The sequence below is a fragment of the Smaragdicoccus niigatensis DSM 44881 = NBRC 103563 genome, from assembly GCF_000380645.1.
Lineage (GTDB): Bacteria > Actinomycetota > Actinomycetes > Mycobacteriales > Mycobacteriaceae > Smaragdicoccus > Smaragdicoccus niigatensis.
This window is the reverse complement of record NZ_AQXZ01000019.1, coordinates 1-20,025: the sequence shown is the minus strand read 5'-3', so window position 1 is coordinate 20,025 and position 20,025 is coordinate 1. Positions and strand designations below refer to the sequence as shown.

The 20,025-nt window shown below is 65.4% G+C and carries 17 protein-coding genes; 11 read left to right on the top strand and 6 right to left on the bottom strand.

Going from position 1 to position 20,025, the window contains the following annotated elements; genetic code table 11:
- Window positions 1-8 precede the first annotated feature (8 nt).
- The 3 genes from map (at window position 9) to F600_RS0121230 (ending at window position 2,994) form a co-directional block, all read left to right on the top strand.
- Window positions 9-869 carry a type I methionyl aminopeptidase gene (gene map, locus F600_RS0121240; RefSeq protein WP_040632256.1) on the top strand — a complete coding sequence of 287 codons (861 nt, stop codon included), beginning with the start codon at window positions 9-11 and terminating at the stop codon, window positions 867-869.
- 96 nt (window positions 870-965) lie between these two features.
- Window positions 966-2,465 (top strand): cobyric acid synthase, encoded by a 1,500-nt coding sequence (locus tag F600_RS0121235; protein ID WP_018162673.1) that lies wholly within the window; start codon window positions 966-968, stop codon window positions 2,463-2,465.
- 19 nt (window positions 2,466-2,484) lie between these two features.
- Window positions 2,485-2,994 (top strand): hypothetical protein, encoded by a 510-nt coding sequence (locus F600_RS0121230; protein ID WP_018162672.1) that lies wholly within the window; start codon window positions 2,485-2,487, stop codon window positions 2,992-2,994.
- 10 nt (window positions 2,995-3,004) lie between these two features.
- On the opposite strand, the gene F600_RS0121225 is transcribed toward F600_RS0121230, so the two are convergent.
- Window positions 3,005-4,015, bottom strand: a complete 1,011-nt coding sequence (locus tag F600_RS0121225; RefSeq protein ID WP_018162671.1) for an alpha/beta hydrolase — start codon at window positions 4,013-4,015, stop codon at window positions 3,005-3,007.
- An 89-nt stretch (window positions 4,016-4,104) separates the two neighbouring features.
- On the opposite strand from F600_RS0121225, the gene mqo reads away from it, so the two are divergent.
- The 6 genes from mqo to F600_RS0121195 all read left to right on the top strand — a co-directional run bounded on the left by mqo (window position 4,105) and on the right by F600_RS0121195 (window position 12,343).
- Window positions 4,105-5,793, top strand: coding sequence for a malate dehydrogenase (quinone) (gene mqo, locus F600_RS0121220; RefSeq protein WP_018162670.1), 1,689 nt, complete (start codon window positions 4,105-4,107; stop codon window positions 5,791-5,793).
- Window positions 5,790-7,640, top strand: coding sequence for a magnesium chelatase subunit D family protein (locus F600_RS0121215; RefSeq protein WP_018162669.1), 1,851 nt, complete (start codon window positions 5,790-5,792; stop codon window positions 7,638-7,640). The genes mqo and F600_RS0121215 overlap by 4 nt, the downstream gene beginning before the upstream one ends.
- Window positions 7,640-8,254, top strand: coding sequence for a cob(I)yrinic acid a,c-diamide adenosyltransferase (cobO, locus tag F600_RS0121210; RefSeq protein WP_018162668.1), 615 nt, complete (start codon window positions 7,640-7,642; stop codon window positions 8,252-8,254). The genes F600_RS0121215 and cobO overlap by 1 nt, the downstream gene beginning before the upstream one ends.
- The gene (locus tag F600_RS0121205; protein ID WP_018162667.1) at window positions 8,248-9,612 is read left to right on the top strand and encodes a cobyrinic acid a,c-diamide synthase CobB; all 1,365 of its coding nucleotides are present in this window, start codon (window positions 8,248-8,250) and stop codon (window positions 9,610-9,612) included. Before cobO ends, F600_RS0121205 begins: the two co-directional genes overlap by 7 nt.
- A gap of 9 nt (window positions 9,613-9,621) precedes the next feature.
- Window positions 9,622-10,821, top strand: a complete 1,200-nt coding sequence (cobA, locus tag F600_RS0121200; RefSeq protein ID WP_018162666.1) for a uroporphyrinogen-III C-methyltransferase — start codon at window positions 9,622-9,624, stop codon at window positions 10,819-10,821.
- Between the two features lie 127 nt (window positions 10,822-10,948).
- Window positions 10,949-12,343 (top strand): MFS transporter, encoded by a 1,395-nt coding sequence (locus F600_RS0121195; protein ID WP_018162665.1) that lies wholly within the window; start codon window positions 10,949-10,951, stop codon window positions 12,341-12,343.
- Here F600_RS0121195 and F600_RS0121190 read toward each other — a convergent pair.
- The 3 genes from F600_RS0121190 to F600_RS0121180 form a co-directional block, all read right to left on the bottom strand.
- Window positions 12,340-13,392, bottom strand: coding sequence for an alpha/beta fold hydrolase (locus tag F600_RS0121190; protein WP_018162664.1), 1,053 nt, complete (start codon window positions 13,390-13,392; stop codon window positions 12,340-12,342). The two genes, F600_RS0121195 and F600_RS0121190, sit on opposite strands and share 4 nt — an antisense overlap.
- Window positions 13,389-14,177, bottom strand: coding sequence for an SDR family NAD(P)-dependent oxidoreductase (locus F600_RS0121185; RefSeq protein ID WP_018162663.1), 789 nt, complete (start codon window positions 14,175-14,177; stop codon window positions 13,389-13,391). Before F600_RS0121185 ends, F600_RS0121190 begins: the two co-directional genes overlap by 4 nt.
- Before the next feature lie 112 nt (window positions 14,178-14,289).
- Window positions 14,290-15,000 (bottom strand): dienelactone hydrolase family protein, encoded by a 711-nt coding sequence (locus F600_RS0121180; RefSeq protein ID WP_018162662.1) that lies wholly within the window; start codon window positions 14,998-15,000, stop codon window positions 14,290-14,292.
- 37 nt (window positions 15,001-15,037) lie between these two features.
- On the opposite strand from F600_RS0121180, the gene F600_RS0121175 reads away from it, so the two are divergent.
- Window positions 15,038-16,777 (top strand): proline--tRNA ligase, encoded by a 1,740-nt coding sequence (locus F600_RS0121175; RefSeq protein WP_026306799.1) that lies wholly within the window; start codon window positions 15,038-15,040, stop codon window positions 16,775-16,777.
- On the opposite strand, the gene F600_RS0121170 is transcribed toward F600_RS0121175, so the two are convergent.
- Window positions 16,774-17,739 (bottom strand): GGDEF domain-containing protein, encoded by a 966-nt coding sequence (locus F600_RS0121170; protein ID WP_018162660.1) that lies wholly within the window; start codon window positions 17,737-17,739, stop codon window positions 16,774-16,776. The two genes, F600_RS0121175 and F600_RS0121170, sit on opposite strands and share 4 nt — an antisense overlap.
- Before the next feature lie 180 nt (window positions 17,740-17,919).
- On the opposite strand from F600_RS0121170, the gene F600_RS0121165 reads away from it, so the two are divergent.
- Complete coding sequence (locus F600_RS0121165) at window positions 17,920-19,704, top strand: CocE/NonD family hydrolase (protein WP_018162659.1); 1,785 nt, start codon at window positions 17,920-17,922, stop codon at window positions 19,702-19,704.
- Window positions 19,705-19,739: 35 nt separating this feature from the next.
- On the opposite strand, the gene F600_RS29270 is transcribed toward F600_RS0121165, so the two are convergent.
- Window positions 19,740-20,025, bottom strand: a 286-nt coding sequence (locus tag F600_RS29270) for an IS30 family transposase (RefSeq protein ID WP_018162658.1), incomplete at its 5' end; no start/stop codon positions are given.

The following is a 20,025-nucleotide window of genomic DNA, read 5'->3' as shown; positions in this document are numbered from 1 at the left end:
TGGACAGCATGCTTGCCGTCCGTCCGCCACTGGTCCCTGGAACGCTTTCCGACATCCGGGATGTCCCGAAGTCGATCGAGCGCCCGGAGTACGTCTGGAAGCCAAAGGTCAAAGAAGGCTCGGAGCCGTGGGTTCAGACCCCGGAGACGATCGAGGCGATGCGGATCGCCGGCAAGATCGCAGCTCAGGCGCTGCAGGAGGCCGGCAAGGCTGTCGCACCGGGGGTGACCACCGATCAGCTCGATGCGATCGCGCACGAGTACATGCTCGACCATGGCGCCTACCCGTCGACGTTGGGTTACAAGGGCTTTCCGAAGTCGTGCTGCACGTCCCTGAATGAAGTGATCTGCCACGGCATCCCCGATTCGACCGTCATCCAGGATGGCGACATCGTCAACATCGACGTCACGGCGTACATCCACGGCGTGCACGGCGACACCAACGCCACGTTCCTCGCAGGCGACGTGCGGGAGGAAGCCCGACTGCTCGTCGAGCGCACCCGCGAAGCCACGATGCGCGCCATCAAGGCCGTGAAGCCGGGACGCGAGCTCAATGTCATCGGCCGGGTCATCGAGGCGTACGCCAATCGCTTCGGCTACGGCGTCGTTCGCGACTTCACCGGCCACGGCGTCGGTCCGACGTTCCACAGCGGTCTGGTGATCCTGCACTACGACGCGCCGCACGTCACCGACCTGATCGAACCCGGCATGACGTTCACGATCGAGCCGATGATCAACCTCGGCACCGCCGACTACGACATGTGGGACGACGGCTGGACCGTGGTCACCAAGGACCGCAAGTGGACAGCGCAGTTCGAGCACACGCTCGTGGTCACCGAAACCGGCGCCGAGATCCTCACGCTGCCGTGAGCGGCGTGGCCGTTCAAGTTCCGATGGATTGCCGTATTACGCACCTGATCAGATGCGCAAGGCGGCAATCCATCGGGTCGACGGGAGGCTAGCGAGATGGGTGGCGCGATCCTCGTCGCGGGGACGACCTCCGACGCTGGCAAGAGCCTCATCACCGCAGGGTTATGCCGGGCGTTCCTCCGTCGAGGTCTGAAGGTCGCGCCGTTCAAGGCGCAGAACATGTCGAACAACTCCGTCGTCACGCTCGATGGCGGCGAGATCGGCCGCGCGCAGGCGATGCAGGCCCGCGCGTGCGGGCTGGAGCCGAGCGTTCGGTTCAATCCCGTTCTGCTGAAGCCCGGATCCGACCGGACGTCCCAGCTTGTCGTGCGGGGTAAGGCGGTCGGTCAGGTCAGCGCCCGAAACTACGCCGAGCATCGCGCGTGGCTGCGCGAACTCACCGCGGCCGAACTCGCGAGCTTGCGCGAAGAATTCGATGTCGTCATATGCGAAGGCGCGGGTTCGCCGGCGGAAATCAACTTGCGGGCCACCGACATCGCGAACATGGGTCTCGCGAGAGCAGCGGACATACCGGTCGTGGTGGTGGGCGACATCGACCGGGGCGGGGTGCTGGCCCACATGTTCGGCACACTCGCGGTCCTCGATCCGGCCGATCAAGCGCTGATCGCCGGGTTCATCGTCAACAAGTTCCGCGGCGACGTTTCACTGCTGCAGCCTGGCCTGGACCAACTCGAGCAGCTGACCGGTCGTCGGGTGTTCGGCGTCGTGCCGTTTGCCGACAGGCTGTGGCTCGACGCCGAGGATTCCCTGGGGACGGTCACGGATCGTCCGGTCGGCGTTCCCCAGCCCCCGATCGGCGACGAGTGGTTGCGCGTTGCCGCGATCCGGCTGCCGCGAATTTCGAACTCGACCGACGTTGAAGCCCTCGCATGCGAACCCGGCGTCGCGGTCTCGTGGGTGACCGATCCGGCGCAGGTTGCCGCCGCTGATCTCGTCGTCGTGCCCGGTTCGAAGTCCACCGTCTCGGATCTGGCCTGGCTTCGGGAACGTGGGCTGGCGGACGCGCTGACCGCGCGGACCGGACCGGTATTGGCCATCTGCGGTGGCTACCAGATGCTCGGCAAGCAGATCATCGACGACGTCGAATCGGGTCAAGGAGTGGTCGATGGACTCGGTCTTCTCGATCTCGACATCGAGTTCGCGCCGGACAAGGTTCTGCGGCAGACCGAAGGGACGGCCCACGGACTGCCGGTCCAGGGCTACGAGATCCACCACGGCCGGGTCGTTCGCAGCGGCGACCCCACGTGGTTCGGGAATGAGGGAAGCGCGCGCGGCAACATCCGCGGCACGCACTGGCATGGCCTGCTCGCCAATGACGACTTCCGGCGCGCGTATGTGACGGAAGTAGCGATTTCCGCTGGTCGACGGGGATTTCAGGTGGCCCCCGACACATCCGTGGAAAGTGTGAGGGAAACCGCCCTCGACGCGATCGCCGACCTCCTCGAAGAGAACGTGCAGGTAGGCGAGTTGCTGGCGCTCGCGCAAACCGCTTCGTACCGCGCAGATCCCATCGTGCGTCACTCGCTGGAGACCTAGCGCAGGTACTGTCGGGCGAGTGGAAGGCATCCGAGTTCACGGCCCTTCGGGCGGTTACTCAATTCTCGTACTTGCAGACAACGCGACCGGCCCAGAGGTCTCGGCCGTTGTCGCTCGACTCAATGAGTCTGGGCTGCAAACTGTTGTCCCGGAGGACGTTTCGGCACTGACGGTGGCGGGCATCGTCTCGCTGACCGAGCAGCTCCAACTCCGGTGGCTGACGCTCGTCGGCATCGGCGGGGGAGCCGACCTCGCGTGGCACGCGGCCGCCGAGCAGGGCTACCGATTCTCCGCTCTGGTGATCGCCGAAGTACCGCATCCCGCGGCGAGCGGATCCGATCCGGCGTGCGCGGCGGTGCAGATCCCGACGACCTTCCTCATCAACAAGAACCAGTCGGCGGACGTCGCGCAACAGACCGGTCGCAAGGTGTGGGCCGACTACCGCTACGTGACCGTCGGGACGCCGTCGGTCCTGAAGGCACCCGCCGAATTCGCGAGCGAAGCGGTACTGCGCACCAGCACCTGGTGAGCGCCGGCGGCTAGTCGTCGAGGTTCGCCAGCCAGCGATCGATCGCCCGGAACGCCTTCTCGCGCGGCTCCTGAGCCGACAAGAACACATCGTGGCGAGCGTTGAGAATCGGCACGATCGTCGTGTGGTCGCCGATCGACCCGGACCACCGCTGGATCTGGCGAACGTCGAGCACGAGGTCGGCAACTTCGAGCGGGTGTCCGATCTGATCGGCGGTCAAGTTCGACAGCTTCGACCGCAGGATCAGCGCCGGGACATCAAGGTCGAGACCGCGGTGCAGCGCCAAGTGGCCTCGCCGAATCGCGCGCAACCAGCCGAACCGCACCGGGAATCCGGTCAGCGGCTTCCAGTCGAGGTTGTAGTCCCAGTCGCCCTCGCGGCTGACGTGGAGGCTCGCGCCGTAGTCATCGACGACTTCGCGGCGCATCGGCTGCTTGCCCCAGAAGCTGCCGATCGCCTCGGCCATGGCTGTTCCGGCGGCGCGGACGGCGGCGGGCGCCGGAAGGTCGAAGAACGGGCTGTTGAGGACCATTCCGCGGAATCCCTCGGTGCCCGCGGCGCCCAGCCGCTTGCGCCGACGGTTGAGCCACAGCGGGATCACCAGACCGCCGGTCGAGTGCGCCACGATGACGACCGGAAGCGGGCCGTGCGCCGCGCGGATGACACGCATCGCAGAGTCCAGATCCGCGTCGTAAAGCGACAGGGAACTGACATAGTGAGGGGTGTGCCCCTCGAGCCGCGATCGGCCGCATTTGCGCAGGTCCAATGCGTAGAACGCATAGCCTTGCGCGCTGAAATGCTCGGCCACGTGACGGTGGAAGAAGTAGTCCGACATCCCGTGGACGTAGAGGACGATTCCCGTGGGTGCACTCGGCAGTCCCGCGGTGTGGCGAACGAGCGTCGCGACGACCTCGCCCTCGCCATCGGGGTCTTCGCCGAGGGGTATGACCATCTGGTCGTAGTCGGCGCCGAGCACATCAGGCTGCCAGCTCGCCTCGAGGCCGGTTGCGCTATCGGTCACATCTTTAATGTAGTGACGTTCCTGACGGTTGGGTTAAGCAGGTGCTTACTGCCTAGTAACGTGGCGCTTAACCGCAAACGGTCGAAAACATGATCGTGAGTGAATGGACAAAGGAAGACAATTCAGTGTCGAATACTCCCGTGTCGAAAGTGAATGGGTCGGATAACCGCGACCTCCAGGCAGACATCGTCCTCGTCGGCGCCGGCATCATGAGTGCCACGCTCGCCGCCTTGCTGCGCCAGGTGCAGCCGGACTGGTCGATCGTGTTGTTCGAGCGCCTCGATGCCGCGGCGGCCGAGAGCAGCGACCCCTGGAACAACGCTGGAACGGGTCACTCTGCTCTGTGCGAGCTGAACTACACCCCGCAGAACGCCGATGGTTCGGTGGAAGTCTCCAAGGCGATCACCGTCAACGAGCAGTTCCAGGTGTCTCGTCAGTTCTGGGCGTACGCCGTCTCCGAGGGTGTGCTGAACAACCCGAAGGACTTCATCAACCCGATTCCGCACGTGTCGTTCGTGCACGGTGCCGAGAACCAGGTCTACCTGAAGCGCCGCTACGAAGCGCTGGTCGGCAACCCGCTGTTCGCCGGCATGGAGTACATCGACTCGCCGGACGAGTTCTCCCGCCGCCTGCCGCTGATGGGGAAGGGTCGCGACTTCTCCGACCCGATCGCGCTGAACTGGTCCGACGGCGGAACCGACGTCGACTTCGGTTCGCTGACCAAGAACCTCCTCAACTACCTTTCGGCGTCCGGCGGCGACGTGTACTTCGGTCACGAGGTGCGCAACGTGTCGAAGCAGTCGGATGGCACCTGGAGCCTCAAGGTCCGCAACACGCGTACCGGTGAGCGTCGCAAGGTCAACGCCAAGTTCGTCTTCGTCGGTGCTGGTGGTGGCGCACTTCCGCTGCTCCAGAAGTCGGGCATCAAGGAAGCCAAGGGCTTCGCCGGCTTCCCGGTGAGCGGTCAGTTCTTCCGCTGCACCAACCCGGAGCTCATCAACGACCACGGGGCCAAGGTGTACGGCAAGGCTGCCGTCGGCGCACCGCCGATGTCGGTCCCGCACCTCGACACTCGCGTCATCGATGGCCAGCCTGGCCTGCTGTTCGGCCCCTACGCAGGTTGGACGCCGAAGTTCCTCAAGGAAGGCAGCTACACCGACCTCTTCAAGTCGATCAAGCCGAACAACATCGGCTCGATGCTCGGCGTCGGTCTGACCGAGATGGGTCTGACGAAGTACCTCATCGGTGAGCTCCTGCAGACCACGAACGGCCGCGTCAACACGCTGAGCGAGTTCCTGCCGCTGGCCAAGGCTGCCGACTGGGAGCTCATCAACGCTGGTCAGCGCGTTCAGGTGATCCGTCGCAACGGCATCGGCGGTGTGCTCGAGTTCGGTACCGCGGTCATCGCTGCGGAAGACGGCACGATCGCCGGTCTGCTCGGCGCCTCGCCGGGTGCGTCGACCGCGGTCACCGCGATGCTCGACGTCATGAAGCGCTGCTTCGGTTCGCGCTACAACTCGTGGGAGCCCAAGCTCAAGCAGATGATCCCGTCGCTGGGCACGAACCTGGCCGAGGACCCGAAGCTCTTCAGCGAGGTCTGGGACTGGACCAACAACGCGCTGCAGCTCGTCGAGCAGCAGGCCGCGCCGGTTGCTCCCGAGCCGGAGACCGTTGCCGTTTCGGCACCCGCCGAAACTGATGGTGCGCAGCCGATCTCGCCGGACCCGGAGGCGCCCGCGGACGAGTCTTCGGAAGCCGAGCCCACCACCACGGCATGACCTCTTCGCGCGAGCATTCTGATCGTGACGGTGCTCGCCGCACGGCCGGCTATCCGTTCAGTGCGATAGTCGGCCATGAGCAACTCATGCTCGCGCTGGTTCTGTGTGCGGTGCACCCCGGCATCGGTGGGGTGCTCGTGCGCGGCGAAAAGGGAACCGCGAAATCGACGGCCGTACGTGCCTTGGCGGCTCTCCTTCCCGCAGGCCGCTTGGTCGAGCTGCCGGTCGGCGCGACCGAGGACCGGATCGTCGGTTCGCTGGACCTGCAGAAGGTCCTGCGGGATGGCGAAACCGCATTCCAGCCGGGACTTCTGGCAGCCGCACACCTCGGTGTCCTCTACGTCGACGAAGTGAACCTGCTGCACGACCACCTCGTGGATGTCCTCCTCGACGCTGCGGCCATGGGTCGGGTTCACATCGAGCGCGACGGTGTCTCGCACTCGCACGCGGCGGAATTCGTGCTGGTAGGAACCATGAACCCGGAAGAGGGCGAACTTCGACCTCAGCTGCTCGACCGGTTCGGACTGACTGTCGATGTCGCGGCGTCCCGGGACGTCACGATCCGCACGGAAGTCGTCCGTCGGCGTCTTGCCTACGAGAAGAACCCGGCGGCGTTCGCCGAGGCGTACGCCGATTCTGACGCCGAACTCGCCGAGCACATCATTTCGGCGCGCGGGAAGCTGCAGGACGTCGATCTCCCCGATAACGAACTGCGTCGGATCGCTTCGGTGTGCGCAGCTTTCGACGTCGACGGTATGCGCGCCGATCTGGTGGTCGCGCGCACCGCGATGGCCCACGCCGCCTGGCGCGGTGCGGACGAGGTCACGGCAGACGACGTGCGCGTCGCCGCGGAGCTCGCCCTGCCGCACCGCCGTCGGCGTGACCCGTTCGACGAGCCGGGCATCGAGCCCGAGCAGTTGGACCAGGCGATGCGCGACGCCGAAGAAGCCATCGGAGAGCCGGAACCAGATCCCGATCCATCGCCGGATCCGTCCGGTGGCGGTGGCACACCGAACCCGTCCGGTGACGGACCCACCTCCCAGGCTGGTCAGCCGGGCAAGTCGTTCCGCACGAAACTGCTTCAAGTTCCGGGTGTCGGGGAGGGTGCGGCCGGTCGTCGATCGCGCGCCCGTACCGCATCGGGCCGCGCAGTCCGCGTCGCCGACGACCTCGGTCGCGGCCTTCACCTGGTCGGAACCGTGTTCGCGGCCGCCCCCAAGCAGCGCGAACGTGGTCGAATCACGGGCGGACTCCGGCTCGCGGGGGATGACCTTCGCGGAGCCCACCGCGAAGGTCGGGAAGGCAACCTCGTGATCTTCGCCGTCGATGCCTCCGGCTCGATGGCCGCTAAGGACCGGCTTGCGGCGGTCACTGGCGCAGTGGTGTCGCTGCTGCGCGACGCCTACCAGCGCCGCGACAAGGTCGCGGTGGTGAGTTTCCGCGCCGACGACGCCCAGATCGTCCTGCCGCCGACGTCGTCGGTCGACATCGCCGTTCGTCGATTGTCGGGACTGCGCACCGGTGGTCGAACTCCGCTCGCGCAAGGCTTGCTTCGGGCACGGGAAGTCGTGCTGCGGGAACGCGCTCGCGATCCGCATCGTCGCTCGCTGGTCGTCGTTCTCACGGACGGTCGCGCGACCGGCGGTACTGACGCCACAACGCGTGCTCGCATCGCAGCTCAGCTCCTCGCGGCCGAAGATGCGGCGGTCGTCGTCATCGACTGCGAGTCCGGAATCGTGCGGCTCGGACTCGCTGCCGAACTCGCGAAATCGTGTGGGGCGCAATACCTCCAGCTTGGGGAACTCTCGGCTTCTGCGGTGGCCGCGGCAGCACGTACTGTTGCCTGATGCCCCAGGGACAAGTCGAAGTCACGCCCGACGACGGCCTGACGACCCGCCAACGACGCAACCTGCCGATCCTCGCCGTCCACACGGGTCCGGGGAAGGGCAAGTCCACGGCGGCGTTCGGGATGGCGTTGCGCGCGTGGAATCAGGGCTTCGACGTCGGTGTCTTCCAGTTCGTCAAGAGTGCGAAATGGAAGGTCGGCGAGGAAGCCGCGTTTCGCACACTCGGGCAGCTGCACGAGCAGACAGGCTCCGGCGGCGCCGTCGAATGGCACAAGATGGGCGAGGGCTGGTCGTGGACTCGGCACAAGGGGTCGACGGAAGACCATGCGGCCGCCGCGCTCGACGGCTGGCGCGAGATCGCCCGGCGACTTCAGTCCGAAACTCACCGGTTCTACGTGCTCGATGAATTCACCTACCCGCTCAAGTGGGGCTGGGTCGATGTCGACGAGGTCGTCGAGACGCTCGTGCATCGGCCCGGCAATCAGCACGTCGTGATCACCGGCCGCGATGCGCCGCAGAAACTCCTGGATGCCGCCGACCTCGTGACGGAGATGACCAAGGTCAAGCATCCGATGGACGCCGGCCGCAAGGGCCAACGAGGCATCGAGTGGTAACCCGTGCGATCGTGCTCGCTGCCCCCGCGTCGGGGAGTGGCAAGACGACGATCGCCACCGGCCTCATGGGAGCGCTCCGCGAAGCCGGGCACCGGGTCGCGCCCTTCAAGGTCGGACCCGACTACATCGACCCGGGCTATCACACCCTCGCAGCCGGACGCCCCGGTCGAAATCTCGACCCTGTCCTCATCGGCGAGGACCGCATCCTCCCGCTTTTTGCACATGGCGCGCGCGGTACCGACATCGCGATCGTCGAAGGCGTCATGGGCTTGTTCGACGGGCGCATCGACTCGTCCGACTCCGAGCCAGCGGCGTTCGGTTCGGCCGCCCATGTGGCCAGGCTGCTCGGCGCTCCGGTCGTCATGGTCATCGACGCACGAGGCCACAGCCAAAGCCTCGCCGCCGTCCTGCACGGGTTCGTCAGCTTCGATTCTCGAATTCGAATCGCGGGAGTCATCCTCAACCAGGTGGGCAGCCCGCGGCATGAACAGGTGCTCCGGCAGGCGTGCTCGCGGATTGGGTTGCCGGTGCTCGGCGCGCTGCCCCGGATCTCCGAACTGCATGTTCCGTCGCGTCACCTGGGCTTGATTCCCGCAGCCGAGCATGGTGCAGAAGCGATGGCGGCGGTTCACGCCATGGTCGCGATCGCACGGAAGCACCTCGATCTCGCGGCAATCGTCCGCATCGCCCAGGAGGTCCCTGACGATTCGACAGGAATTCCCGCGCTGACCGCGGAGAATCCTGCCCGATCGCGAATCGCCGTTGCCGGTGGCCGTGCTTTCACGTTCGGATATGCCGAACACCGCGAGATCCTCGAGGCGAACGGCGCCGAGGTTGTCACTTTCGACCCGCTCGCCGACAGTCTGCCCGAAGGGACACAGGGGATCGTCCTGCCCGGTGGATTCCCCGAGCAGCATGCGGCCGACCTTGCACAGAACACGCCGCTCCTGACCCAGATTCGGGACGCAGCCGCGAGCGGTATGCCGGTCCATGCGGAATGCGCGGGACTGCTCTACCTGTGCCAAACGCTCGACGGCGTACCGATGGCAGGCGTTCTGGAAGCCGACGCCACGTTCAGCCCGCGATTGACCCTCGGATACCGCGATGCGGTCGCAGTGAGCGATTCGCCGCTGTGGCCGGCGGGGTCTCGGGTTGCTGGCCATGAGTTCCACCGCAGCACCGTGACGCCCGTCGCGGGCGCGACCGCGGCATGGGGTTGGCGCACCGACAATGGCTCAGCGGTCGAAGGCTTTGTGCACGGAAACGTGCACGCGTCATTCCTTCACACACACCCGATGGGTAACCCGGAGGGAGTGCGCAGATTCGCCGAATCGGCTAGTCGGTATCCCAACCGGTAAAGTCATCGCGTGTCTTCGTACCTGGTGGGTCTGGATCTGGCTGGTCGCCGAGTCGTAGTGGTGGGTGGCGGATCCGTCGCGCAGCGACGTCTGGGACTGCTGGTCTCGACCGGCGCGAAAGTGCACGTGATCAGCCGCGACGTCACTCCTGCGGTCGAGGGCATGGTCAAGCTCGGCCAGATCACCGCCGATCTTCGTGAGTACCGTGACGGCGACCTCGACGGTGCCTGGTACGCGATGGCGTGCACCGATGAGCCGGATACCAATGCAGCGGTCGTCGCCGAAGCGGAACGCCGTCAGGTGTTCTGTGTTCGCGCGGACGTGGCCAAGCTCGGTACCGCGGTCACCCCGGCGACGGCCGAGTACGAAGGCCTGACGCTCGGCGTGCTCGCGAGCGGTGAACACCGCCGGTCGGCAAGTGTGCGCAATGCACTGCTCGAAGCACTGCAGTCCGGTGTCGTGTCCGACGAGCGCGATCCCGCAATCCTCGCCGGCACAGTGGCCCTCGTCGGCGGCGGCCCAGGCGACCCGGATCTCATCACCGTCCGCGGGCGCCGATTGCTGTCCCGCGCTGATGTCGTGGTTGTCGACCGCTTGGCGCCCACCGAGCTGCTCGGCGAGCTCGCGCCGTCCGTCGAAGTCATCGACGCGACGAAGCTCCCGTATGGCCGCTACATGGCGCAGGAAGCGATCAACGCAGCGATCGTCGACCGGGCGAAGGCCGGCAAGTTCGTCGTACGCCTGAAGGGCGGCGACCCGTTCGTTTTCGGGCGCGGCTACGAGGAAGTCGAAGCCTGCGTCGAAGCCGGGGTTTCAGTCACCGTCGTTCCGGGCATCTCTAGTTCGATTTCGGTCCCTGCTGCGGCTGGCATCCCGGTCACGCACCGGGGCGTCACGCACGAGTTCGTCGTCGTGAGTGGTCACGTCGCACCGGGGCACCCGGACTCGCTGACCGATTGGGACGCACTGGCGCGTCTGCGCGGAACGATCGTGATCCTCATGGGCGTCGAGCGCATCGAGCAGTTCGCCGACGCACTGCTTGCGGGCGGGCGTTCGGCCGACACACCGGCCGCCATCATCCAGGAGGGGACCATGCGTGGACAGCGTGTGGTGCGTGCTGATCTCGGAACGATTGCAGCTCGGACACGGGCCGAAAACATTTCCCCACCTGCGATAATCGTAATCGGATCGGTTGCGGGTTTTGCCTGAAGAAGGCTCGCTGAGTCACGTCGTGACAGGTAAGTTCCCTGGGGTGTCGAGCAAGGTTGCCGTGAGAACTCCGGTCTCCGCTTCCGCCTTTGGTCTGGCGATTGCGGTGCTATCCGGTCTACAACTCATGGTTGTTCTCGACGGTACGGTCGCGAACCTGGCGCTTGCCCGTCTGCAGACCGAACTTCACCTTTCGGACGCGAGCCGCAATGCGGTCGTCACGTCGTACGCGTTGGCGTTCGGTGGTCTGATGCTCCTGGGCGGTCGCCTCGGTGACTCGTTCGGTCGCAAGAAGATGTTCCTGCTCGGCGTCGGCATGTTCACCGGCGCTTCGCTGATGTGCGGTCTCGCGATCAACGACGTCATGTTGGTGGCCGCGCGGGCGTTGCAGGGGACCGGTGCCGCGATCGCGTCGCCGACCGCGTTTGCGCTGGTCGCAACAACATTCGCAGCGGGACCTGCACGAAATCAGGCGATTGCGATCTTCGCCGCGATGACGGGCGTCGGCTCGATCGCCGGTCTTGTCATCGGTGGTGCCTTGACCGAGGTCTCGTGGCGCTGGATCTTCCTCATCAACGTCCCGATCGGGGTGGTTGTGCTCCTCGGTGCCCGCGTGGCCTTGCAGGAGACTGCGCACCGGCGCCTGGCGCTCGATCTCCCCGGCGCTGTCCTCGCGACGGCGGGCTGTACGGCGATCGTCTACGGACTCAGTGCGGGGCCGGAGAAGGGCTGGGACAACCTCGTCGTCATCGGCGCACTGCTGGCCGGTGTCGCGATGATGTTGATCTTCCTCGTGGTCGAAGCCGAGGCCGAGAACCCGCTGCTTCCGTTCAAGCTGTTCCACGACAAGGACCGCGTCGCGACATTCGTGGCGATCTTCTTCGCCAGCGCGGTCATGTTCTGCATGGCGGTCTACGTCGCGTTGTTCGTGCAGGATGTGCTGCAGTTCAGCCCGCTGCACGCGGGTATCGCGTTCATGCCGTTCGCGTTCGGACTCGGGTCCGCAGCGTTCATCGCGTCCAAGCTCGCGATGCGCGTCGAAGCTCGATGGCTGGTCATCGTCGGTGGCGTCATCATGGTCATCGGCCTGATGTACGGCTCGACGCTCGACGGCTCCGCCACTTACTTCGGGAACTTGTTCGTCCCGGTTCTCGCGATCGGCTTCGGTGTCGGCCTCGCGGTCGTACCACTGCCGCTGTGTGCGATCGCGGGCGTCGGACCGCAGGAGATCGGTCCGCTGACGGCGATCACCCAGGTCGCGCAGACGCTCGGCGGTCCGCTCGCGCTGGCGTTCATCAGCGTCATGGCGTCCTCGCGCACGCTGTCACTCGGCGGTTCCATCGGACCGGCGCGGGAGATGACCGATTCACAGGTTGCGGCGCTGGGCGCCGGTTATGCCTTCGCCCTGGTCGGCTGCGCTGCGTGTGCTGGCATTGCGGCGATCGTCGCGTACTTCATCCGCTTCACGCCGAGCCAGGTCGCGCAGGCGCAGGCCGTGCAGGACGAAGTAGTCACTCACTAAGGACGGTGATCGGCGAAGAACTCGTCGATGTACCGCCACGTAGTCGTCGCAGCCTTCCCGCCGGTCAGCACACCGAGGTGGCCGCCGGGTGCCAGCGGAAGGCGAACGTCCGGGCTGTTCGGAAGCAGTTCACCCACGTGGTGGACGGCTGCCGGCGGTGCGATGACGTCGGAACTGCCCGCCACATTCATGACCGGAATCGTGATCTCCGACAGATCGACCACCTTGTTCGGACCCTGGATCTTGCCGGACGCGAGTTCGTTGCGCATCGCCAGACGCTGGTAGGCCTGCAGGGTCGCACGGCCCGGGTAGGCCAGCATGTTGTTCATCAGTTCATCGACGGCACCGATCTGCGCGAGGAACTCACGGTCGTCGCGCTTGCGCCACAGCGTCACTGGCTTCTTGAGGTACGTCGGCAGTGCCGTCGCCTTGAACGCCAGTTCGGTGACTTTGGCGGACGAGCCACCCATCACCTTGATCGCGCTTCCGACGATCGCTCCGCCGGTGTACTTGCCGATCGCCTGGAGCGGCCGCATCAGTGGGTTCTTGCTGAAGTCGAATGGGCTCGCCACCATCGCCAGCGCGTTGATCGGCAACTCCGGGTGCACGGCAACGACGCCGATGGAGATGAGGCCACCCATGCACCATCCGATGACGTTGACGGCCGCGCCGTTGTTGTCCTCGGAGACCCGGCGGACGGCTTCGGGCACCACCTTGTTGATGTAGTGCTCGACGCCGAGATTGCGGTCCTGCCAGGTCGGTGCGCCGTAGTCGATGAGATACGTCGGCACACCGTTTTCGACCAGATGCTCAGCGAGCGAGCAGCCTCGGCGCAGGTCGAAGCACTTGGCCTGCGAGCCCAATGGCGGCACCAGCAAGACCGGAAGGCCGGCGCGCTTCGGGCCAGGGATGTAGCGCTTGAGCGTCGCATTCGGCTTGTCGTACAGGATCTCGGACGGAGTGTCCGTCATGTCCGCGATACCGCGCTTGCTCAGGAAGTCCGTCAGGTTCGTGAGGGCTTCCCGACTGATCAAGGGTTGACCGCTCACTTGCGGCCGCCCAGCGTGCGGATGACCGGCATCGAGATCGAACGCGGGGTCATGCGACCCGCGATGGTTGCTGCCTTGACGACCAGACCAGGGACCACGCTGCTCTTTCCTTTCAGCATTCCGACGATGGCCTCTTCAGCGACCTGCTTGGGCGATACCTGCGCGGGACGGAAGACGAACGCTTGTGCCTCGGCGATCTCGGCCCATTCGGTCGGGACCGGTCCGGGACACAGCGAGGTGACGGACACTCCGGTCCCGTGAAGTTCGGCATTGATGGCCTGCGAGAACGAGTCGACGAACGCCTTGCTGGCGCCGTAGACCGCCATTGACGGCACCGGCTGCGCACCGGCGATCGAGGCGATGTTGAGCACGGCTCCGGCGCCGCGGGCGACCATGCCCGGAACGAGTGCGTGCGTGAGCTCCATGAGAGCGACGACGTTGACCTCGACCTCTTCGCGTTCGCGAGAAAGGGGGAGTTCGTGGAACACGCCCTTGGTGCCGAATCCGGCGCTGTTGACAAGGCCGACGATCGGCTGCCCGACGAGTGTTTCGATCAGCTTCTGGCGGTGTCCCGGGTTTCCGAGGTCGGCCGGCTGAACGGTCGCCGTGACGTTGTACTTCGACCCGACCTCGTTGGCGAGCTCCTCGAGGCGGTCAGCACGACGAGCCACGAGGATGAGGTTGTGTCCACGGCGTGCGAGACCGCGTGCGATCTCGGTGCCGATTCCGGACGATGCGCCGGTGACGACGACGAAGGTATTTGCTTGCGGCTTGGGGAGGCTCATGAGTGATGACTTTCTGACGTTGCCCGATCAACTGTGCCAGTAATACTGTCACAGTTGAGCTGGCTCACTAAAGGGCCAGAGCTATGACCTTCGTCGCACAATCGATGATGTCCTAGGACAGGTGCTCGCCGAAGAACCCGAAGATGCGCTGCCAAGCGTCCGCGACCGCCGCGTCGTCAGTGCCGTGGAAACCCATCACGACGTTGACCGGAAGGAACGGGCTCCGGGCCACGGCGGGCAAGTCGTTGAGGAAGCTGTGCCCGACCGTCGGGTACTCCTTGACGTCGTGCGGAACGCCGAGCTTCGTGAGGTGCTTCTCAAGGCGCTCTGCCGCACCCCACAGGTACCGGTCCTTGCCGCCGAAACTGCCGACCACAGGACAACTGCCTTCAAGTTTCTCGGCGTTGAACGGCACCTCGCCGTAGTTGACTGACGCTGCGTCGAAGTCGAGTTTGTGCGCGGATTGCATGGCGAAGTTTCCACCCATGCAGAACCCGATGATGCCGACCTTGCCGGTGCAGTCGGGCCGGGCCAGGAGAAGCTTGCGCGCATTGTCGATGTCGTCGAACGCCTGACCGCGACCGGCTTGGGACGCCGCGAAGGTTTTCACCACGCACAGTGGCTTCACACCGCGCGAATAGAGCGACGGCGCGATGGCGATATAGCCGTGCGCTGCCATGCGCTCGGCCTGTGCCTCGACGTCACCTTGGAAGCCGGTGGCGTCGTGAATGACGACCACACCGGGGAACGGGCCGGGCCCGTCCGGAACTGCAAGATAGGCAGGAAGGTCGAAGTCACCGGTTCGATAGCTGATGGTCGGCATGGTCCGAACGTACCCCGCCAAAGTATGCTGGCACGTCGTGATCACCCGACTGTCCCAGCTGTTTCTTCGCACCCTTCGTGACGACCCGGCGGACGCCGAAGTTCCGAGCCATAAGCTGCTGGTCCGGGCCGGTTATGTCCGTCGCATCGCGCCGGGCGTCTACTCCTGGCTGCCGCTGGGCTTGCGCGTTCTCCGCAAGATCGAGAACGTCGTGCGCGAGGAAATGGACGCGATCGGTGCCCAGGAGATCTCGCTGCCGGCCCTGCTTCCGCGCGAGCCCTACGAAGCGACAAACCGCTGGACCGAGTACGGCCCGGGGTTGTTCCGCCTCAAGGACCGCAAGGGCGTCGACATGCTGCTCGGTCCGACGCATGAAGAACTCTTCGCGCTGACGGTGAAGGGCGAGTACAGCTCGTACAAGGACCTGCCGGTTGTGCTGTACCAGATCCAGACCAAGTACCGCGACGAAGAGCGGCCGCGTGCGGGCATCCTGCGCGGTCGTGAGTTCGTCATGAAGGACTCGTACTCGTTCGATGTCTCGGACGAGGGCCTGCAGACGTCCTACGACGCACACCGTGCCGCCTACCAGCGAATCTTCGACCGTCTCGGCCTCAAGTACGTCATCGTCGCCGCGACATCGGGCGCCATGGGTGGGAGCGCCTCGGAGGAGTTCCTCGCGGAGAGTCCCGTCGGCGAAGACACGTTCGTCCGGTGCGTCGAGTCCGGCTACGCGGCCAACGTCGAAGCGGTCGTCACCGCAGCCCCGGACGAGAAGCCGATCGACGGACTTGCGGACGCCAAGATCTACGACACCCCGGGCACTGAGACGATCGCGACGCTGGTCGACTGGGCGAATGCCAACCTCGACCGTGAGGTGACGGCTGCCGACACGTTGAAGAACGTCATGGTCAAGGTCGTCCAGCCAAACGGCAAGACCGAGATCCTCGGCGTCGGCGTCCCGGGCGACCGCGAGGTCGACATGAAGCGCCTCGAAGCCTCGTTGGCGCCGGCCGGAATCGAGATGCTGACCGACGCCGACTTCGCCGCCAACCCGTTCCTCGTCAAGGGGTACATCGGTCCGAAGGCGCTGCAGTCCAACGAGATCCGCTACCTCGTCGACCCGCGCGTGGTCACCGGTACCGCCTGGATCACGGGCGCGGACGAAGCCGGCAAGCACTACGTCGGCCTCGTTGCGGGTCGCGACTTCACGCCGGACGGCACGATCGAGGCCGCGGAAGTGCGCGACGGTGACATGTCTCCGGACGGTGCCGGTCCGCTGGTCTCCGCGCGCGGCATCGAGATCGGGCACATCTTCCAGCTCGGCCGCAAGTACACCGATGCCTTCAGCGTCGACGTTCTCGGCGAGAACGGCAAGCCGATCCGCGTGACGATGGGTTCCTACGGTGTCGGCGTCTCGCGGCTCGTCGCCGTCATCGCCGAGCAGATGCACGACGCGATCGGGCTCCGCTGGCCGTCGGAAGTCTCGCCGTACGACGTGCACGTCGTCATCGCGAACAAGGACGAGGCGGCCCGCGAGGGTGGCGAGCGCCTGGCTGCCGAGTTGAACTCCGCCGGGTTCGACGTTCTCCTCGACGACCGCAAGTCGTCGCCGGGCGTGAAGTTCAAGGACGCCGAACTCCTGGGTGTTCCGCTCATCGTCGTGGTCGGCCGCGGTTGGGCTGAGGGCAAGGCCGAGATCCGCGACCGATTCACCGGCGAAAGCACCGAAGTGCCGGGTGACGAGGTCGTGGCCACGGTCGTGATGCGGCGCAACTAGCGCGCGGGCGACGCGCCTCGACGATTTCGCTTGCGCTCGTACATCGCGGTGTCGGCCGTCGACCAGGCGTGCTCCAGTCCGGCCATCAGCGTGCACTGCGCGTGCCCGACCGAGGCGGGAATCCCGGCCTGTTCGAGCGCGTTCGCGAGCCGCTCGGCCAGCGCGGCCCCGCTGGCCGAATCTGAGTCGAACGCGATCACGCCGAATTCGTCGCCACCCACCCGCGCGACCAAGTCGCACTCCCTGGCATTGGCGTGCAGAACCTGCCCGGCCCGACGGATGAAGTCGTCGCCGGCGGGGTGTCCGAGAGTGTCGTTGATGTGTTTGAGGCCGTCGAGGTCGATACAGATGACGGTGTGGGCCTCACCGAATCGGCGAGCGCGCGGTTGCTCCTGTGCGAGCATCTGGTCCCAGGCGTTGCGGTTGAGCAGGCCAGTCAAACTGTCCTTTTGCGCGCGAAGATTCGCGTGCTCGATGTCCCGCTCCAAACGCGTGCGTTCGAGGTCCGAGTCGAGAATCGTCGCGAGCAAGCGGGATAACAGCTCGATGAGCGGCCCGTGCCGTTCGAAGTCCGCGGGCAGTGTCGCCGGTCCAAAACCGCACATCGTTCCAAACAGTTGGCCCGAGGCCGTAACGAGGGGATACCCGACGTACGCGGCGATTGGTCTGCTTTCGGCTTCGGCGATCGCGCGGTAGGCCGGCACATTCTGAACATCGATGGCGATATGCGGTTGGCCGGCGACCATCTGGCGACACATCGTCTCTGTCCATGGCACTGAGTCCCCGGCAGACACCCCCAGGCTCACGTCCTCGACTGAGAGGTAGACCTGAGAGCCGTCGACCAACCGCGTGACTGTCCACACACCCATGGGGGCGGTGGTCCGGAGGAACGCAAGAATCTCGTGACTCGCCGAGTCGAATCGGTTGGGAATGGGCGCGTCGCCGATTTCGAGAACGTCCATGCGGGCAGATTACCTGCGCGGAGCCGCGGCTTACGGCACTCGGCGGACGGCACTCTGATCTCTGACGTCGCGAAGTTCTCGTCGCCAACCGCACGGGGCGTGTCGTTCAGACGGAGTAATTGAAAGTTGAACGCCGCGCGTTGAAAGTGGCAGATTTTCGCACGGCCGTACGATCCGCCGGTGCGTTTTCGACAGCTGGCAGCTGGTGTCGCGGTAGTTTCCCTTCTCTTTGCGGCACCGGGTTCTGCGGGGTCGGATCCGGCCACCACTGCGCCCGGCATCACCGGCACCGCGGAATACACGCCGGTGCCGGCGGCGACGTTCCAGTCCGTCGCCGAGGACGTCACCGTGACGATGGACGACGGCGTCGCATTGGCGGCGACGGTGACCTATCCGTCCCCGGACGGCAGTGCGCGAGCTCCCGGCAAGTTCCCGATCGTCATGTCGATCACCCCGTACGGGCGCAAAGGACTCTGCTTCTGCGGTGACGGCCCGTCCTGGGCCACCCGCGGTTTCGTGCACGTCGTCATCGATACGCGCGGAACCGGCGGCAGCGGCGGCAACCTCAACGAGAACTACTTCTCGCCGCGCGAGGCGCGGGACGGCAAGGCTCTGGTCGAGCACTTCGGTGGTGAGAGCTATTCGAATGGCAAGGTCGGAATGATCGGTGGCTCGTACGTCGGGATCACGCAGTACCTGACCGCCGAGCAGCAACCCAAGTACCTGGCCGCGATTGCTCCCGCGGTTGCGTTCGGAGACATGTACCGCGACGCGTTCACGCATGACGGCATTCCGAACCTGTTCTTCGACGTCCAGTACCTCGGTGTTCAGGGCGGACCCGGCTACATCGGGACCGACCTGCCGAACGTGAACCAGACGCTGGCCGCGAAGACGTCTCAGCTCCTCGGCACACCCGTGGCGGTGGCCTACCTGCAGCACCCCAACGACGACTCGTTCTACAAGGACCGCTCGCCGATCTACAACGCGGCGAATATCAAGGTTCCTGTTCTCGTCCTCGAAGGCTGGCGGGACGGATTCGTCCGCAGCGCGCTCGAGATGTATCAAAAGCTGGCGAAGCGTCCGGGGGTGGAGACGCGTCTGTACGTCGATCCGTGCACGCACAAGGGGTGTGGTGCGCCGTTCGCGCCCACGCTCAGTGCGCCCGGACTCGACGACAACTTCGCGATGCAGTTCGAGTTCATGAGCAAGTACCTCGCGGATGCGACGGTGGGTGAGCGGGCCAAGGTCCGTGCCTACATCCAGCCGGCGACCGGCCAGTACGTCCAGGCGCAGCAGTGGCCGCCGGCGGCCAGCAAGTTCACGAAGTACTACCTCAAGAGCGGCCAGCTCACCACGACGCCACCGTTGCTGCCGGGGCTCAAGACCTACCTGACGAATCCGGCGGCCGGCCTGACCATGCCGCTCGACGACTACGGCACCGTGGCCGCATCGCCGTACTTTCCGACAGATCAGCAGTTGGCCGCGCTCGACGGTGTCACCTGGCAGAGTCCCGCGCTGACTGCAGACAAGATCATCGCTGGACCGATCCAGATGAAACTCAACGCAGCGTCAACGGCGACCGACACCGACTGGATCGTGAAGGTGTCCGATGTAGGACCGGACGGAACGCAGTCGATCATCACGGAGGGCTACCTTCGTGCCGCACACCGTGAACTTGACACAACGCGCAGCCAAGAAGGCGCTCCGGTACATACCCACACCGCGCCCAAGGCGCTGGTGCCGGGCACGTTCTACAACTTCGACATCGCGATTTGGCCGACGGTGTACCAGCTGGCGAAGGGGCACAAGCTGCAGTTGCGCCTGACCAGCTACGACGTGCCGACCCACGCGCCCGGGTCGGTTGATCTCACCGCAGGAACGGTGGCGCTCACCTTGCCGGCGACGAACACCGTCACCGAGGGTGGCTCGAACGCATCGACGGTCATCGTGCCGTTCTACGGCTGAAAAGACGTCTGACAGCCGAGGAAACCCAGGCGGTTTCAAGCGGTCGCTGCAACTGGTTCGGTTGGATTGGACAGTAGTTGTTCGAGGGCCTCGGCTGGGGTTTTCCAGCTGAGGGTCTTTCGCGGTCGGCCGTTGAGCTCGGATGCGACGTTGTCGAGGATTCCCGGGCCGTGGAACGAGAGGTCCGTTCCTTTCGGGAAGTATTGGCGCAGAAGCCCGTTCGTGTTCTCGTTGCTGCCGCGCTGCCACGGTGAGTGCGGGTCGCAGAAGTAGATCGGCATGCCGATCGTGGCGGTGATTTTGGCGTGCAAGGCCATCTCT